Here is an 18,026-nt window from a genome sequence, read left to right as displayed (position 1 = left end):
CACGTTTAAGACACAATCCTGCTCATGACATTGAGCGGGGAATCGGAGTGATGACGTGGCACTACTAGGCATTATTCGACGCTGGCACATTCGCGACCAGATCCAATTGAGAGAGATAGCCAGGCGGTTGGGCATCTCCAGAAATACCGTCCGGCGCTACCTGCACTTGGAAACCATAGAGCCAGCCTACACTGAGCGGCGCTCCACCCGCGCCATCGACAAATACGCGTTCCAGCTTTCTGCGCTCCTCAAGACCGGGGCGGCCAAGTCGCGTAAGCAGCGGCGCACGCTGAAACAGATCCATGAGGACCTAAAAGAATTGGGGTTCGAGGGGTCTTACGACAGGGTGGCGGCGCTCGCGAGGACTTGGAGAGAGGGGCAATCTGAGAGGGTCAATCCAGCCAGCAAACGAACATACCTACCGATCGGAGTGTATTATCTGCAACGAAATCATACCGATGACGAGGCTTTGAAGAAGTGTCCGAAAACGCAAGGCTTGGGATTATTTAGGGACGGGTTTCAAGGTTTGAGCCCCAAGAACTGCGGCATATTTAGCTGACTACAATAATTCAGGCACAGCCCACTTGGACAGCATCTCGAGCGCGCCGTAAGGCCAATATAGAAGTACCGTGCCTGTCGCAGTCAAAGTTCATCACAACTTTCGGATCAGATCCGGATAGTCGGCCAGTACTGTGCTTTCCGGCACCACATCCGCGTAACGCTCGTTCTCTTCCCAATAACTCCGGCATGTCGTACAACGGTAAAGACGCGAGTGGAGCTCTAAATTGGTGGCTAACTGCGGAGGCCGACCGCCCGATTCCCACAGATGTCGGCACGCGGCACAACCTTTAGTTTGCCAAATCGATATGCTCATCGATGGGTAGTGGCCCATATCCTATGAAGGTTGAAGACCACCCTACTGTCCCTTAACTGTCCGCTTAATCCAGTTCATACCCCGGTCATACAACCTCTCAGCTCCGTCCTCGATATCACCAATTTTCTTAGCCCCAGCAGCGGCCGCATCCCTGCCGGCCTTGGTTGTGGCGTTATAGGCGCCCTCCACCGCGTCGGATGCCTCCTGCGCTTTCCGACGCGCATAGGCGGCAGCCTCCTGCGCCTGGTGCTGGGCGGCCTCGGCGGCGTCATTCGCTGCCTTGGCGGTGGCGTCATACGCCCGCTTGGCGGCTGCTGCCGCCTCATCGGCCTTTTGCCGCGCATAGTCGGCCGCTTCCTTCGCTTTGCGCTGGGTGTAAGCTGCAGCCTCCTCCGCCTTACGTTTAGTGTACTCCGCCGCCTCTTCGGCCTTGCGCTGGGCTGCCGCAGCGGTGTCCTTGGCGGCCTTGGTGGTGGCGTCGACCGCTTCGCCGACCTGCTGTTTGCCAGACTCGTAGGCGTCGCCCACCGTTTTGCTCACGGCATCGCTCTTGACGACGACCCAGTTACCCCATTCGGTCCAGACACTGACGTTCGATTCCCACACGCCCCTGGGCTTGAAGTAGCTAAATGGCTCAATATTGCCGATGAAGTCGACTTTGGAATCGTGGATGAACTGCGACACGAAGTTCACCACGCCGTTGCTTGCCGGCTTATCCCAAGCTGACAACTGCCAGTCTTCAAGTTTGAGATATTGCGCGTAGCTATTCACGGAAACACCGCCGATCCGCATCCATTCCCCGGCTTTCGCCACTTCGCGATAACGGTTTACCTCCCATGCCATGCCCCTCGGACCCAGCGACTTGAAGGTACTGTCCGCGCGGCTACGATCGCCTGGAGTTTCGATGCCTCGACGATCGATGGTTCCACTAGCGCTATAAAAAACTTCGAGGTGACGTTTCATCTGATTTTCGACAGTGCCGCTCATGGCACCGCAAGCGGCCATATAGTCGCGATAGGCAGCCTCCGTCTCAGGCAAACATTCGAATCGTTCCTGGAAGAGCGCATACGTGGTCTTTTCAATTTCTCGATAGCTCTTCATTCTGACGCCGTTGAAAACGGCCTCACGTAACATGTCGCGCATCGGAATGCGCGCGTAATTGTTACTGACCTGCTGGTCTTTTTTAGCGTAGCCGCCGCCCACGTCGGAGTGCACGCCAGGATAGACATTCTCCACCCATTCACCAGCCAACTTTCCGTTCTTCCTGATTAGATCGACCGGAAACGCGACGCGCACTTCGTGCGCCGCCACATAGTGGACACAGCGTTCGACCAAAGGCGACACGACCAGTTCACGATCACGGAATGGCAACTGGACATTGTGCGCAGGAATGCCGAACGACGCGACCGTATCGAAAATACCAAGAAAACTCGGTCGCATCGGATAGTTCTCAAGCAACAAATCGGTGCCGTTTTGCTTGCACTTCGTGATGATACGATGCGAAAAAGCCCGGGCCAGCGCCGCGCCGCGGGAAAAACCGAAGAAGGACATGTCGATCATTTTGATCAAACGGTGTTTCGCAAGCGCTTCGTGGACTTTGGCCATGCCCTTGGCGGTTCCCGCTGCGGCATATTGTTCCACCTCGAGTCCCTGCGCTTTCGCTTGAACCAGTAGCGCGTCGAACAAACGCTCATTCACCCCATCCTCGCCATGTCGAAGCCTGCGCTCGCCACCGCCGCCGAAGCCCAATCCTTCGATGTGATCTTCAATCCATATCCCGGCCGCATCGAGCCAGTTGCCGGCTGTGCCGTTGAACTTGGTACCGACGCCCGATACATATATCGGGTACACGTTGTCCTGTTGGCGCATCGCCCCCATCAACCGTCCTACATTGCTCCACTTCTGTTCCGACATATCTGCTTCGAAATTGTTGCCGGTGCCATCGAAGAACAGACTGATATGCACGACATCGCGGCAGTCCTGGAAGGGACCTGCCGGTTCATCGGGAACATCGCGGGACGCGGCCTCTGCCGCAGGTATCGCTTCATTTGCCATGCCGATCGTCCATTTTTGCGGCTTCCTTTTCACCGCGCGCGGTGGCGCGTGGGAAGTGGGCCGATGTTACGAGCTCGACAGTATCATCAGGATAGATGTGAACGGAGATATACTTCGCACCGGGCACGATCTGACTTTGGGTCAACGCCAAAGCGTTTTTATTCTGAACCGTTTCGCCGTTCCGGGGCGTTCCTTTTGGCCCATCAAGCTTCCAGGTGACGATTTTGGGACCCAGAGTTAATGCAAAGCCTGTTGTCGTACTTTTGCCTGTTTCAGGATAGGCGCCAGACACCTCGTAGCCGATGCCATCCACATTTACCGCGAAAATCGGTCTGTCCAAGTAGTTGAACAACACCAAATCCAGTACGACACGCATATCTTTAGCCTCGCAAGCGTTAAGTAAAAGAAAACCGCAAGCGGCAAGCATGATGTCGCGCCGCTTTGCTCCGGTAACTTTCGCCATTTTTGTTTTCAACATATTCCAATCCATTATTCAATGGGGACCAAGATCATTGGTCGATGCGCACCTACTATTCAGGCATCAGACTCATCGCGGCGGAGAACCGCATTTCGCCGCTTTTCACCCGAGCCAACAGCGCTACGAGATCTTTATCTTCCCGCAGCCGAGCGCCATAGATAAGCGACACGGAAACATAGTTCACCAGATCCTTCATGGTCTCCAGGCCAATGTCCCGCGCGCCGGTTAAAGCCCTCGCCACATAGGAATAGTGTTCTTTCGGCGGAATGTCGTTCAATAAGAATGGCTGGTTCAAATCTACATAGAACAACACGTGGTCGGGCAAGCTGGCCTCGACCAAGTCATCCACTTGTCCTTGCGCCAGCATCAAGGGCTTTGCCAGGCGGACTGTGGGCGCCTCGCCACCGATTTCGACGGAATGCTGGGTGCCGTCGCGGTCCCAATACCACCAACCAGCCAAGCCGCCAAACAACATCTTGCGCTGTTCCTCATCAAGCACCGGGCCTGGTACATGCAAGGTGGCATCGTCCTTTTGGCCGATCAGCGTGCCGAGGATGGCCGGGTCCCAGAAGGCGAAGAACATTTCGGTGCCGTCGGGCAGGCGGATCTCGGCAAACTGTTTTAACTGCTCGAAAAGCACATCGAACGGCAACCGGCTAGCGACCACGGTCACACAAGGCTGGCGCTTGGCTGTGTGGCCGATCCACTCCCAGGCACCGCCGCCTCGCGCAGGACTGGGCAGCGCGGCCAGATGGGGCGACTTTTCCGCCAGCGGACTGCCCTGCGTGGCGCCAAGCAGACATTTCACCTCACCGCCGGCTGCCGTCAGCGCACCCGGCAAGTCACTATTCTGCGCGCTGTCAGCGATGGCGTACCAATTCCACTGGGGATTATTTGAAGCCACTGTGACGAGCGCATCGACATGCGGATACTTTTCCATACTTACACCCACTTATTTATAAAGGCCGTGCGCTGCTTTGCACGCTTGGCCAGACATTCGATGCACAGCTCCTGTGGCGCGGGCGCGGGCGCCGGCTTGGCAACGCTGTCACCCTCGCCCGCAGAAACGTTCTTCTTTCCGACGCCAAACACGAATAATAGACAACCGGCCGCGCCCAATAGCACGCGCCGGGTAAGCCGTTTAGATGCCTGGATCATGCCTACGACCCCTTGTTAATGAACGCGGTACGCTGCGCGGCCCGCTTTGCAAGACATTCCACGCACACGGATTGCGGCAAAATCGGCAACTTATAGTTGACCTCCTGGCCGCCGGAGAAACTCTTCTTCGCCGCGTGAATCGTGATCTTGCCCGGGCATTGGATCGTGATGTTGCCGCCGGTGATGGTGATATTCGCCCCGCCCGCCGTAGACAGGCTGATGCTTTTGGCCGCCGCCCAGTCGATGTGCGCATTGGCGCTGACGATGTTGACGTCGTCGCGCGCCTGCACGTTGAGCACGTCGCCCTGCGCCTGCAGATCGATCGCATCCTTGGCCGCGATCAGTTGCAGCCCCATGTTGTTCTCGCCGGCCTTGACGGCCCCGCCCAGCATACCGATGGCCTGACCGCTATGCACGCGCATCTGGCCGCCGGTGACGAACTGCGTGTCCTGCCCGCTCATCAAGGTTATGGTTTCGCCGTTGGCCATCTGCAAATTCTGCCCCGCCAACACCCCCAGCCCCGCCTTGGCGGCGATGGCGATGATGGCACCGCTCGTGTGCGGCAGCTTGTCGTCGGCCGGCGCGACCGGCTTGTCCGGCGCGTCGGCCTGGGCCGCCTCGATGCTCTCCTGGCTCAACATGCCCGAGGCGGCCGTCAGCATCGCCTTCAATGGCGCGGCCTTCTCGTCGAGCTTGCTGGTATCGGCCTTGGCCGCGCCCAGATGGCTGGCGTACGCCACCGTCTCGTGCGTCTTGGCCGCGCCGCTGAAGGTCTCGCCCAGCTTGACGGCCTGCTTGAGCAACGCCATGCCGGCGACGTTGTCGCCGGCCGGCTCGCGCGCGTCGGCCGCGTGCGTGATCTTGTAGCTCGACACCAACAAGCCGGCGCCGGCGCGCACCGCGCCATAGCCGTCGGTGCGCAACTCGGCGCCCGTGCCGCGCAGGCTGCCGCGATAGTTGTCGGCCGAATGGATCAGGTGGCCGAGGTTCAGTTCACTGGCCGCGTGGCTGCTCTTGAGCTGGATGCGCCCTTGGTTGTCGGTGTCGTCGAACAGTAGCTGGTTGTAGCCGGCGCCGCCGAATTCCTTGCTGCGAATACCCCATTGCGCGGCGCTGTTGCGGTGGCCGGCGGTGTCGGCGGCAGCGCCGTGCCACAGCGGGCTGTTGCCGCCGGCGACGTTGCCCTGCCCCGAGACGCCATGGTCGTGCGCCGACTGGAACACGGCGGTGTCGCTGTCGCGGTCGCTCTTGCCGCCCGGCGTGGGCGCTTGGCCGCCCTCGCCCTGCCCGTTGTAGAGCGCGCCGACGATGATGGGCCGGTCGATGTCGTTTTCGAGGAATTGCACCAGCACTTCCTGGCCGATGCGCGGCAGGAACTGGCTGCCCATGCCGCCGCCGGCCGAACGCTGCGCCACGCGCACCCAGCAGGTGGCGCTGGCGTCCTGCTGCCAGTGGTAGCGGATGCGTACCCGGCCCAGCTTGTCGCAATAGATCTCGTCGGCGCCGTTGGCGCTGCTGCTGCCGTCAACGCCGACGACGATGGCGCTCTGGCTGCCGTGCGCGGTCGGTTTCGGGTGGTGGCGCAAGCCGTTCTCGCCCACCACAGGACGCCATGGCGTGTCGGCGGCGATCGCCTCGAAGTGGTTGGCGTAGCCGCTGTCGCTGGCCTGCGCGATGACGGCGGCAAAGTTCTCCGGCTGCTCGCGCAGCGATTCCTCCAGCAATTCCGGTATCGGCCCGAACAATTCCTCCAGGCCCTGTTTGGCCGGCGTCGGCAGATTGTTCACGCCCACGCTGACCACGCGCAACACCACGTAGGCCGCCTCGGCTTCGCCGCCGGCCAGCGGGCCTTGCGTCAACGTGAAGCGGGTGCCGGGGCGCAATGTGCGCACCGTCGAGCGCGCGTCCCACAGGTGGCGGCGCGCTTCGTTGGCTTCCATTTGCAACAGGGCGTAGCGCTGCGCCTGCGCGCCGTCGGCAAAGAAATACTGGCCGGGCGTGTCGTAGCTTTCCAGCATTGGCGCGTTGGCGCCGCCGATCGGCTGATTCGTTGGCACGCTGGCGCTGACGGCGCTCTTGGCCTTGTAGTCGTAGCTCAGAACGGTGCTGAGCGCGGCGCGCAGGCTGCGGTGGGCGCGCAGCGCCTGGATGGTGTCGGACGATTCACCGACGCGTGCGCCGTGGAAGCGGATGCCGCCGCCGGCCGCGCTACTGGCGTCCTCGGGCGTGGCGCTGGTTTCGACGCTATTGGCGAACAGCACCATGCCGTGGCCCTCGCCGGTTTCCTCGAAGCGCCAGGCCAGGCCTTCTTCGGTCAGCAGCCGGGTGATGAAGTCGAAATCGGATTCGCGGTACTGGCAGCAATAACTGCGCGCGCCGGCGGCGGCCATGAACGGCGCCGTCTCGTCGCTCCAGCGCCACACCGCCAGCGGCGCGTGCTCCTGGAACACCGCCTCGACGATCTCGATGACGGTTTTGTCTTGCCATACGCGGCTGTTGCGTACCTGGCTCAGGCGCCACAACCACGGCGTCAGGCGCAGGCGGTAGCGCGCCAGGCCGCCGAAGCTGCCCAGCATCGCCGCTTCGCTGACCAGGCCGCCAAAGCGGGCGCGGGTGCCGTCGGCCAGACTGGTTTCCAGAGTGGCCGGCTTGCCCAGCAAGGGCGCCAGGTCGATGTGGGCGTCGGTCGACAGCGCGATGATGTCGCGCGCGCCGATCGCCTGCAAGCCCTCGTCGGCGGCAAATGCCTCGACCATCAGGTTCGGGCCGTCGTCGCCGAAGCTGAGTTCGTACAGCCGGGTGGCGCTGGTGAACTCCGCCAGCGCGCCGACAACCTGGTCCACCAACGAAAAGCTCATCGCGCCACCTTGCAGTCGCCGGTTTTGGTACGGCCTTCGCAAATGCGCGCGCGGCATTCTGCAGCCTTGGTCTTGCCGAACTTTTTGCACTGGGCCAGCTGTTCTTTCACGCTGAGCTTGGGCTTCTTGGGCGCTTCGGCCTTCTCGGCGGCCTGTGCGTGCGCGACCAGTGCCGACAGCAGGGCGATATCGCTTTCCTGTTCGGGCGTGGTGGCCGGTTCGGCCGGGGCCTTCTTGGCTTCCTTGGGCGCCGGCTTAGGCTTGGGCTTGGGCACCGGCTTGGCCGCGCTTTTCGCTGGCGCCGGGGATGCGCCCGACGGCGTCTCCAGCGCTTTGCTGAGCACATCGTGGCCCGGCTTGGCGGCCGGCTGTCCACCGGCGTTGAGCATTTCGCTCAGGCTTTCCTGCTTCACGGGCGCCTGCTGGGCGGCTTTGTCGTCGTTGATGACGGCCGCCGGCGCGGCGGACGCCAACACTTCGTCGGCCGACACCTCGGCGGCGGCGGCCGGCGCGGGCGCGGCTGCGGATGCTGGCGCTGGCGCCGGCGGCTGATCCTTGCTGGCCGCCGCGACCGACGTCATCACTTCGTTGTTCGCGGTCTCGCGCGTCACCCATATGCCCATGCCTACCGCCGCCGCCAGCAAGGCGACGCCCAATCCCACCACCACCGGGCGCGTGCGACCGCGCTTGGCGGCCGGCTTGGCTGCGCCACTGCCGGACTCAAGCGTGGATAATATGCGGTTGCGGTCCGCCTCTTCCTGCTGCGCCGGCGTCAACAAACTCGGCCGCGAGGACTTGGGACTCTCATCTTTTCGTTGCAAAATACGAACTCCTGTCAGTTATTGCAATACTTTACTATATTCAACAGCGATGCGACGCATGTTAGAACGTTAACTGAACGCGCACTCAACCTGCGCACAATTGAACGGAATAGTCATCCCATTATCAGACTAGTAAGATATACTCTCAAGCAATAATTAATCTAGCGGTAAAGAAAGTTTATAAAAGTGGCCGCCGCAAGGCGCCGATGAACGTTGTCCGGGTTGAGGTAGTCGTGTTTTTACTGGCGGTGGTGCTCTATTTTCTGCTGGCTTGCCTGATCAGCTGGCTGGTGCTGTTCCCGGCCGGCCGTGCCTACGTGTTGCAGCGCGCGGCGCAAGCCGAATCCGCGCTGCAGCGGCGCTTTGCCGGCATGAAGCGTCGGCAGACGGCTGGCGCCGAGGTGTTGCTGCAGTCGGGCGCCGCCTCGGCGCAGGGCGTGGCAGCCTTCGCCAAGCGCCACTACCTGCTGTGTTTGGCAGGACTCTTGCTGCTCAGCCTGCCACCGACCCTGGCCTTCCTGGTGAGCGGCAAGAATATGCTGGGCGGCTACGACGTCTCGACGCGCGAGGTCAACACACAGGTGGCGGAATTGTTGCAGGGCGAGGAACTGGTGCCGCCGGTGGCGCTGCCGCCGACCGTGTTCGCCACGGCCGAAATCGAGCGCGAGCGTCCGATGCTGGTCTCGGCCAGCCGCAACTGGTCGCTGATGAATCAAGAGTACACGCAACGTTTGTTAACAGTATTTAAGATAATGAAAGAGCAACACGGTTATGATATGGCGATTCTGGAGGGCTACCGCAGTCCCGAGCGTCAGAACATGCTGGCTGGGATGGGCAGCAATGTCACCAACGCGGCAGCCTTCCAGAGCTGGCACCAGTATGGCCTGGCTGCCGACTGCGCCTTCCTGCGCGACGGCAAGCTGGTGATCTCGGAGAAGGATCCGTGGGCCATGCGCGGATACGAACTGTACGGCCAGGTGGCCGAGTCGGTCGGCCTGACTTGGGGCGGCCGCTGGAAGATGATGGATTTCGGGCACACCGAGTTGCGCGTGCCCGGCGTAATGAAACGAAAAGGTTAAGGAGACGACATGGCTGGTCCGGTGATACGGTTGGGAGACAAGACGTCGCACGGCGGCGTGGTGGTGAGCGCGTCGATGTTGAGCGACAGCGGCGGCATTCCGATCGCCCGCGTCGGCGACATGGTGGTGTGCCCGATTCCCGGCCATACGCCGGGCGTGATCGTCAGCGGCGACTCGACCATGATCGTCGACGGTATGCCGGTCGCCCGCGACGGCGACAAAACCAGTTGCGGCGCCAGCCTGATCGCCAGCCAGCAGGCAACCAAGGACCAGGTCTAGACGCATGCACAGTATTCACATGGACGGGCGCCGCTGATGCGCCCCTGGCTCAGTCGTAGCCTGATCGTCGCCGCCACCTTCGCCGCCTGCTGGCTGGGCGCGGTATGGTACTGGCGCGAGACGCGCCGCATGCCCGGCACCGACGATCTGGTGATCTATCTGCTGCTGTTGCCGCTGCTGCTGTTGCTGCTGGTGTGGGGCGGACGCAAGCTATTGGCCGCCGCCGGCGCCGGTGCGGCCGCCGCATCCGCCGCCGCTGCGGCCAGCGCCGCCGACGCCGCCGCGCAAAGCGCCCCGGCCGCGCTCCCGGTCGCCGCGCTGACGGTGCTGGCCGGCGCGCTGCGCATGCCCCATGGCGACAGCGCCGCCCGGCTGGCCGACGCGCTGTTGTCGCGCAAGGCCAACCTCGCCCTCGACCCGGAACTGGTCGACGAGAGCGGCTACCCCATCCTAAGCGGCCGGATCGACGACGTCGATGTCGCCGCCCAGCAAGACGAAATGGCCGACTGGCTGCGCGCCCACCATCCGGAACTCGACTTCGTCGACGAGCAATGGCGCGCGCTGGCGCTCGGCAGCGCGGTGGCCGCCGACCTGGCCGCCGAACTGGGCCCCCATCCGGCCCTGCCCGCCTACCTGGACGCGGTCGCCGACGGCAAACCGTTGCCGCCGCTGCCGGCGCTGCACGTCGTCACCCTGCTGCCGTCCGAATGGACGGACACCCAGCGTGCCGCCGCGTCCGGGTGGCTGCGGCACATTGTCGCCCGCCACGGCTGGCCGCAAGCCCGCCTGGCGCCGCCGCTGGTGGCCGCGCACGCCCAGCCGGCGCTGCAGCTGATCCGCCAATTGGCAATCCAGGCGCGGCAGGAGGAGCAACCGTTGCTGTGCCTGGTGATGGCGTGCGGCTCGCGCATCGGCGCGGCCAGCGTGCAGGACTGGGCAGACAATTTCATGCTGTTCGACAGCAACCATCCGCAGGGACGCATCCCCGGCGAAGGCGCGGCCGGCCTGCTGCTGGCCGACGCCGCCCAGGGCGCCCTGTTCGACGCCGCCGACGCCGCGTTGTTATATCCCGCCAGTAGCGCATTGCGCGCCGCCTCGGCCGACCTCAAGCCGCGTGGCGACACCAACCTGCTGGCCGAACTGGCCACGCAGGCGATCGCCACGGCCGGCGTCAACGCCGCCGACATCGGCGTGCTGGCCGCCGACAGCGACCAGCGCGTCGGCCGCATGACCGAATTGCTGGGCATGGCGAGCGCCACCCTGCCCGAGCTCGACCTGGGCAGCCAGGTGCTGTCGGTCGGCGCGGCTTGCGGCGACGCCGGCAGCGTCTCGATCATTGCCGCGCTGGTGCTGGCGCAGCAGCAGGTTCGCGACGGCAAAGGCCCGGCGCTGTGCGTGACCAATCTCGATCCATTCCACCGCGGCGCCGTGCTGCTGGCGCCGCAAGCGGCTCCGCCGGAAACAGCCACGGCATGAACCATTTCACTCAACCCAAGTACGCCTTAGCCCCTTTAGCCCCACTATGATGCAACGATTCTGGCTCTTTCTCACCGCTCGTTTCAGCCTGGCCGTGATCGGCTTCGCGGCCTTTGCCGCCGCGCTGCTGATCGCCGCCGCCGTCTTCGAGATTTCCTTTAAATGGGTATTGATCGTGCTGTTGGGCGCGCTGCTGCTATACGGCGCCGTCTGGCTGTTCAAGCGCTATCGCCGCCAGCGCTCCGGCGCCGCCTTTGGCGGCATGCTCGAGCAGCAGACCGGCGCCCCCAAGGCCGACGCGGCCCAGCGCGAAGAAAACGAGGCGCTGCGCAAGCGCATGCTCGACGCCATCGGCACCATCAAAACCTCCAAGCTGGGCCAGCTCTCGGGCGACGCCGCGTTGTACGAGCTGCCTTGGTACATGGTGATCGGCAACCCGGCCGCCGGCAAGAGCACGGCGATTGCCAGCTCGGGCCTGCAGTTCCCCTTCGCCGACAGCAAGATCGTCCAGGGCGTGGGCGGCACCCGTAACTGCGACTGGTTTTTCACCACCGACGGCATCCTGCTCGACACCGCCGGCCGCTACTCGGTCGGCGAGGAGGACCGTGGCGAATGGCTGGGCTTTCTCGGCCTGCTGAAGAAATACCGCAAGCGCGCGCCGATCAACGGCATCATCATCGCCGTCAGCGTTGCCGAGCTGACCGGCAGCCGTCCGGAGTTCGCCATCAACCTGGCCAAGAACCTGCGCCAGCGCGTGCAGGAGCTGACCGAAAAGCTGGAAGTGCACGCGCCGGTCTACGTGGTGTTTACCAAGGCCGACCTGATCACCGGCTTCAACGAATTCTTCCAGGACGCCGAACGCGGCGAGCGCGACAAAGTCTGGGGCGCCACGCTGCCCTACAGCCAGACCAGTTCCAAGCAGGACGTGCTGGAACAGTTCGACCAGCGCTTCGACGAACTGTACGACGGCCTCAAGGACCTGAGCCTGGCCAACATGGCCTTGCAGTGGCGCGAGCGCATGCCGCCGGGCGTATTCACCTTCCCGCTGGAGTTCAGCTCGATCAAGGGGCCGCTGCGCACCTTCATCGCCACCCTGTTCGAGGAAAACCCGTTCCAGTTCAAGCCGGTGTTCCGCGGGTTCTACTTCACCAGCGCGCTGCAGGAGGGCGAATCCGTTTCCGCCTCGTCCGAGCGCGTCGCCCACCGTTTCGATTTGCAGATGCTGCCGGCGGCCCAGTCCGAGGTGCACGACCAGCACGGCTACTTCCTGCTCAACCTGTTCCGCAAAGTGATCTTCGCCGACAAGGACCTGGTGGCGCAGTACGCCAGCCCTGCCAAGACGCGCATGCGCTACGCCACCTTCTTTGGCGCCATGGCGCTGGTCGGCCTGGCGCTGGGCGGCTGGAGCTGGTCCTACCTGGCCAACCGCCAGCTGGTCAACAACGTCCAGGCCGATCTGGCGCAGGCCGTCAAGGTGCAGGAAAAACGCCTGGACCTGGCCTCGCGCTTCGAGGCGCTGGAAATCCTGCAAGACCGCATCGAGCAGCTCGAGTCGTATCGTACCGACCGTCCGCTGTCGCTGGGCTTCGGCCTGTACCAGGGCGAGTTCCTGGAGCGTAAGCTGCGTGAGGAATACTTCTCCGGCCTGAAGGAAGTGATGCTCAAACCTGTCGGCCAATCGATCGAAGCCTTCCTGGGCGAAGTCAACAGCGGCGCCGACAAGCTCGAGCCGATGTCGCGTCCGCCGCAATCGGGCGCCGTCAACGCCGCCGCCGCCGCGCCGGTGGCTGGCGCGGTGGCCGGTGCGCCTGCCGCAGCCGCAGCCGGCAGCGTGCTGCCCGCCGTCGCCCCCGGCGCCGCGCCTGGCGCGCTGCCCGGCACGGTCGCGCTGTCGCCGGCCGCCGCCGTCAACTTCGGCGCGCTGCAATTCAAGGATGCCAACCCGGCCAACGTCGAGGACGCCTACAACGCGCTCAAGACCTACCTGATGCTGACCGACAAGTCGCGCGCCGAAGCGAGCCACCTGAACGACCAGCTGACCCGCTTCTGGCGCGTCTGGCTCGACAGCAATCGCGGCACCATGCCGCGCGAGCAAATGATACGCAGCGCCGAGCGCATGATCTCGTTCTACCTGAGCCAGATGAGCGACCCGTCGTGGCCGACCATCGAACCTAAATTGGCCCTGGTCGACCAGAGCCGCGACAACCTTCGCAAAGTGGTGCGCGGCCTGCCGGCGCGCGAACGCGTCTACGCCGACGTCAAGGCGCGCGCCGCCACCCGCTTCCCGTCGATGACGGTGGCCCGCATTGTCGGCGAGCAGGACAAGGAACTGGTGGTGGGCAGCTACGCGATCCCGGGCACCTTCACCCGCGAAGCGTGGGACAAGTTCATCCAGGAAGCTTTCCGCGACGCCGCCAACCGCGAGCTGCAAAGCTCGGACTGGGTGCTCAAAACCGCCGCCAAGGACGACCTGACCCTGGAAGGCAGCCCGGAGCAGATCCAAAAGGCGCTGGTCGAGCTGTATAAGAACGACTACGCCAAGGAATGGCAGAAGTTCATCCAGGGCGTCAGCATCCGCGAACTGAACGGCTTCGACCAGGCCGCCAGCGCCATGAACCGCCTGGGCGATCCGCAAGCGTCGCCGATCGACAAGCTGATCAAAACAGTCTACGAGCAAACCTCGTGGGACAACCCGTCGCTGATCGACGCCGGCCTCCAGCGCGCCCAGCGCGGCGTGGTCGAGTGGTTCAAGCAAACCATCCTGCGCCAGAAGCCGTCCGGCATAGACGTCAACATCAACACCAGCGCGGCCCCTGGCGCCGCACCGATCCCGATGGGCCCGGTCGGTCGCGAGTTCTCCGGCGTCGCCAAGCTGGTGGTCAGCAAGGACAAGGGCGCGACCCTGATGGGCGGCTACATGGACGCGCTGTCCAAGCTGCGCGGCCGCTTCAACCAGATCAAGAACCAGGGCGACACCGGCCCCGGCGCCAAGCAATTCATGCAGCAGACGCTCGACGGCACCGGCTCCGAACTGGCCGAGGCACTCAAGTACGTCGACGAACAAATGCTGGTGGGCATGACCGACCAGCAACGCCAGGCCATCCGTCCGCTGCTGGTGCGGCCGCTGATGCAAACCTTCGCCGTGATCGTGCGTCCGACCGAGACCGAGGTCAACAAGGTGTGGACCGCGCAGGTGCTGGAACCGTTCACCCGCAGCCTGGCGCTCAAGTATCCGTTCGCGCCGGAATCGCGGGTCGAAGCGACCGACGCCGAAATCGGCCAGATGTTCGGCCCGGACGGCGCCATCGCCAAGTACTTCAACACCACCATCGGACCGTTGGTGGTGCGCCGTGGCGACACGCTGAGCGCCAAGACCTGGGCCAACATGGGCATCAACCTGGCGCCGGGCGTGATCAACAGCTTCCCGAGCTGGGTGGCGCCATTGTCGGCCGGCGGCGTTGCCGCCCAGGCCGGCGCGGCCGAGTCGCAGACGCGCTTCGACGTACAGGCGCTGGGCGCGACCGGCGCCACCGAGTTCACCATCGAGATCGACGGCCAGGCGCTGCGCTGGCGCGGCCAGCCGCAGCCGTTCGTCCACATGGTGTGGCCGAATCCGCAAGGCACGCCGGGCTCGCGCATTACCGCCATCACGCCGGAAGGCCGTACCGTGGTGCTGCTCAACGAGCCGGGCCATTTCGGCCTGAAGAAGATGATCGACGCCGCCAAGCGCACCCGCAAGGATAGCGGCGTGTTCGAGCTCAGCTGGGAGAACAGCAATGTGGTCGTGCGCGCCAACCTGAAGATCGTCGGCACCACGCAGGCGGCCCCTGCCGCCGCGCCGCCACCGGGCGCAGCCGCCGGCTTCCGCCGCATGCGCCTGCCGGAGACGATCACCGCGCCGGCGCCGGTCGCCGCTCCCGTAGCCCCTGCCGCAGCCGCCAGCCCGGCGGCAGCCGCGCCGGCGGCGGCCCCGGCCGCACCAAGGAGCCAGCCATGAGCCGTGCCACCCCGATCTCCATCGGTTACTTCGGCAAGATTCCCAGCCGGGGCGACTTCGTCAAGGCCAGCGAAAATCCGGCCCTGATCAACATCCTCGACGCCTGGCTGGCGCAAGCGATGGACCTGCTGAGCGCCGACACGCGCTGGAAGCTGACCTACGACGCCCTCGCGCCACTGCATTTCGCCTTCATCGGCCCGCGCCGGGGACGCGCCATCGCCGGCCACATCGTCGCCAGCAGCGACCAGTCGAAACGGCGCTTCCCGTTTCTCATGATGAGCACGATGGATGTGGAAGACCCGGCCGGCTTCGTGCCCAACAGCCCGCTGGTGCTGTCGCGCCTGTGGAACCGGTTCGAGTCGCTCAGCGCCGGCGTGCTGGCCGCGCCCGAGCCGGCCGGCGCGCTGCAGGCGGCCGCCGCCACCACCATCGACGTCGACTTGCGCAGCGCCGCCTACGAGGCCGCCTTCAACGATTTCCTCGACCTGCAAACGGTTGGCGGCCTCGACGCCATGCTGGCGCAGACCGGCTTCCCCGGCTCGGTGCGGCAAGTGCTGCTCGCGCTCGGCCTGCTGCTACAGCCGGTCATGGCCAGCAGCTCGAGCCGGCTGGAGAAAAGCCTGGTGCTGCCGCTGCCGTCCGACCCGATGTACCGCAATTTGGTGGGCGCGTTCTGGATGCACCTGATCACGCCGTTCCTGATGCGCGCCGACTTCGAACTGTCGCTGTTCACCACCCGCCTGGGCGGGCGTCCGGCGCTGGTGCTGGGGTTTAGCGGCGCCTCGGCGCTGACGCTGCAAGCGATCATGGACCCGCAGGCCGGCCTCGAGCACCACATCGCCTTCGACGAGCTCGACTGGGTCGAGGAGCAGGTCGACGCCGACTACGCGATCAAAAAGGTCTCGACCTACCTGGCCCAGCCCAACCTTTCACTCAAATCGGCCTGCGACTCCGTGCGCGCGGCCTTTATCGGAACTTGATCATGCGTTTTATCCGGACAGCTGTATTAATTAGTATGACTGCGGGTCTCACAGTCGGTCTCGCCGCCGGCTTTGTTGGCACGGCGGCCGCGCAGGCGGTGCCGGCGGCGGCCACGCCGCAGCCCGGCCAGGTGCTGGCCAGCGGCACCGTGCCCGACGAAGCCACCAAGGCCGCCGTGCTGGCGCGCCTGCGCGACGTCTACGGCGCCGACAAGGTGGTCGACCAGATCGCCGTCGGCCAGGTGGCGCAGCCGGCCAACTGGAACAACTACGTGCAAAAGCTGATCACGCCCAACCTCAAGCAGATCAGCCGGGGCCAGCTCAAGATCGACGGCAGCACCGTCAGCGTGCGCGGCGAAGTGGCCAACGAAGCGCAACGGCAAAAGATCGCCAGCGACTTCGCCACCAGCCTCAATCCGACCTACGTGGTGAATAACGGCTTGCGCGTCTCGGCCGCCGAGCAGAACATCCTCGACAACACGCTGGGCAACCGCATCGTCGAATTCGAAAGCGGCAAAGCGACGTTGACGCCAACCGGCCAGGCCATCCTCGATCAGATGGGGGCGGCGATGCAAAAGCTGCAAGGCCGCAAGGTGGAAATCATCGGCCACACCGACAATCAGGGCTTGAAGGCCAGCAACCAGAATCTGAGCCAGGCGCGCGCCGAAGCGGTCAAAACCTACCTGACCGGCAAGGGCCTGAACGGCGACATGCTGACCGCGTCGGGCCAGGGTTCGGACCGGCCGATCGCCAGCAACGACACGCCGGATGGCCGCGCGCGCAACCGCCGCATCGAGTTCCGTATCGCCCAGTAACCGGGCCACCACATTCAAAGGTAACGTATGTTTTCAGCAGAACAATTGCTCGCCCCGATCAGCCCTGGCGCGCCCGCCGGCCAGGATCTGTCGTTCTCGCCGGATCTGGACGCCATCGCCCAGGCGCGCCGTTTCGACGACCCGTCGCTCGACCAGGGCGAATGGATTACCGAGCTGAAGGAAGCGGACTGGGACTTCGTGGTGCGCCGCTGCGCCGCCTTGTTGCAGGAAAAGAGCAAGGATTTGCGGCTGGCCGTCTGGCTGACCGAGGCCGGCGCCAAGACGGCTGGCCTGGGGGCCTTGGGCGAAGGTTTCAAGCTGCTGGCCGGGCTGTGCCGGGATTACTGGGACCAGGGTTTGTATCCGGAATCGGATGGCGACGACCACGACCAGCGTATCGGTAACCTGAGCTGGATCTTGGGACGTGTGCCGGCGCTGCTGCGCGAGATTCCGCTGACCGAGGGCCGCGGCACTGCGTATTCGACCATCGATTTCGAGGTGGCGCGCAAGCTGGCCGCCGCCACCAACAGCAACAGCTCCTCGGGCAATCCGGGCGCCAAGCTGGCGGAGATGGAAACGGCGCGCAAGAGTAATTCGGCGCAGTTCGCCAGCGCGTTCGCGGCCGATGCGCAAATGTGCCTGGATGCGTTGAAGGAGCTGGAGCTGGTGGCCGATGAGCGCCTGGGCGTGGACAGCCCGGGATTCTCGACGGCGCGCGATGCCTTGCAGACGTTGCAGCGGATGGTGCCGGCGCCGGTCGCCGGCGGTGGCGCGCCAGAGACTGAATTGGCGGACAACGCCTACGTCGGGTCGGCGGCGGTCGATTTCACACACGATGGCGGCCAGGTGGCGGCGCCGGCGCCGTCCGGCCCGCCTGGCGCGATCCAGACGCGCGCACAGGCCTTGGCGCAGTTGCGCGCGGTGGCGGCGTTCTTCCGCCGCACGGAGCCGCATAGCCCGGTATCGTATTTCGCCGACAAGGCCGCCGATGCCGGCGAGCAGTCGTTGCACGATTGGTTGCGGTCGGTGGTCAAGGATCCGAATTCGATGGCGCACATCGAAGAGTTGTTGGGCGTGAAACCGGCGGAATAAGATAGGGCCGCCGGCGGCTTACACATGGCGGATTACGGCGTTCCGCCTAATCCGCCCTACGTGT

Annotated in this window: 13 protein-coding genes; 8 read left to right on the top strand and 5 right to left on the bottom strand. The window is 64.3% G+C overall.

The annotated features are described in order from the left end of the window. Positions 1-55: 55 nt before the first annotated feature. Positions 56-559, top strand: coding sequence for a hypothetical protein (locus NHH73_15245; protein USX23984.1), 504 nt, complete (start codon positions 56-58; stop codon positions 557-559). 357 nt (positions 560-916) lie between these two features. Here the strand turns inward: NHH73_15245 and NHH73_15240 are convergent, their stop codons facing one another. The 5 genes from NHH73_15240 to NHH73_15220 all read right to left on the bottom strand — a co-directional run bounded on the left by NHH73_15240 (position 917) and on the right by NHH73_15220 (position 8,244). After that, complete coding sequence (locus tag NHH73_15240) at positions 917-2,929, bottom strand: DUF2235 domain-containing protein (GenBank protein ID USX23983.1); 2,013 nt, start codon at positions 2,927-2,929, stop codon at positions 917-919. Then, positions 2,919-3,407, bottom strand: a complete 489-nt coding sequence (locus tag NHH73_15235) for a hypothetical protein (GenBank protein ID USX23982.1) — start codon at positions 3,405-3,407, stop codon at positions 2,919-2,921. Before NHH73_15235 ends, NHH73_15240 begins: the two co-directional genes overlap by 11 nt. 52 nt (positions 3,408-3,459) lie before the next feature. Then, entirely contained in the window at positions 3,460-4,347 is an 888-nt protein-coding gene (locus NHH73_15230; GenBank protein USX23981.1) for a DUF4123 domain-containing protein, read from the bottom strand. Between the two features lie 220 nt (positions 4,348-4,567). Then, positions 4,568-7,423 carry a type VI secretion system tip protein VgrG gene (locus NHH73_15225; protein ID USX23980.1) on the bottom strand — a complete coding sequence of 952 codons (2,856 nt, stop codon included), beginning with the start codon at positions 7,421-7,423 and terminating at the stop codon, positions 4,568-4,570. Beyond that, a complete protein-coding gene (locus NHH73_15220; protein USX23979.1) occupies positions 7,420-8,244 on the bottom strand; it encodes a hypothetical protein in 825 nt (274 codons plus the stop codon). Before NHH73_15220 ends, NHH73_15225 begins: the two co-directional genes overlap by 4 nt. A gap of 233 nt (positions 8,245-8,477) precedes the next feature. Between NHH73_15220 and NHH73_15215 the strand changes: the two genes are divergently transcribed. Genes NHH73_15215 through tssA form a run of 7 tightly spaced genes read left to right on the top strand, consistent with a single transcriptional unit; the run spans position 8,478 to position 17,962 of the window. Further along, the gene (locus tag NHH73_15215; protein ID USX23978.1) at positions 8,478-9,323 is read left to right on the top strand and encodes a M15 family metallopeptidase; all 846 of its coding nucleotides are present in this window, start codon (positions 8,478-8,480) and stop codon (positions 9,321-9,323) included. A gap of 9 nt (positions 9,324-9,332) precedes the next feature. Continuing rightward, positions 9,333-9,602 carry a PAAR domain-containing protein gene (locus NHH73_15210; GenBank protein USX23977.1) on the top strand — a complete coding sequence of 90 codons (270 nt, stop codon included), beginning with the start codon at positions 9,333-9,335 and terminating at the stop codon, positions 9,600-9,602. 36 nt (positions 9,603-9,638) lie between these two features. After that, entirely contained in the window at positions 9,639-11,078 is a 1,440-nt protein-coding gene (locus NHH73_15205; protein USX23976.1) for a hypothetical protein, read from the top strand. A gap of 49 nt (positions 11,079-11,127) precedes the next feature. Next, on the top strand, positions 11,128-15,075 hold the full coding sequence (tssM, locus tag NHH73_15200) for a type VI secretion system membrane subunit TssM (GenBank protein USX29632.1): 3,948 nt from the start codon (positions 11,128-11,130) through the stop codon (positions 15,073-15,075). Continuing rightward, positions 15,072-16,055, top strand: a complete 984-nt coding sequence (gene tagF, locus NHH73_15195; GenBank protein ID USX23975.1) for a type VI secretion system-associated protein TagF — start codon at positions 15,072-15,074, stop codon at positions 16,053-16,055. Before tssM ends, tagF begins: the two co-directional genes overlap by 4 nt. Before the next feature lie 35 nt (positions 16,056-16,090). Beyond that, a complete protein-coding gene (locus NHH73_15190; GenBank protein ID USX23974.1) occupies positions 16,091-16,870 on the top strand; it encodes an OmpA family protein in 780 nt (259 codons plus the stop codon). Between the two features lie 27 nt (positions 16,871-16,897). Beyond that, positions 16,898-17,962, top strand: coding sequence for a type VI secretion system protein TssA (tssA, locus tag NHH73_15185; GenBank protein USX23973.1), 1,065 nt, complete (start codon positions 16,898-16,900; stop codon positions 17,960-17,962). Positions 17,963-18,026 lie beyond the last annotated feature (64 nt).

It is taken from the genome of Oxalobacteraceae bacterium OTU3CINTB1 (assembly GCA_024123955.1).
Classification (GTDB): domain Bacteria; phylum Pseudomonadota; class Gammaproteobacteria; order Burkholderiales; family Burkholderiaceae_D; genus Rugamonas.
This window is presented reverse-complemented; position numbering and strand designations above follow the sequence as displayed.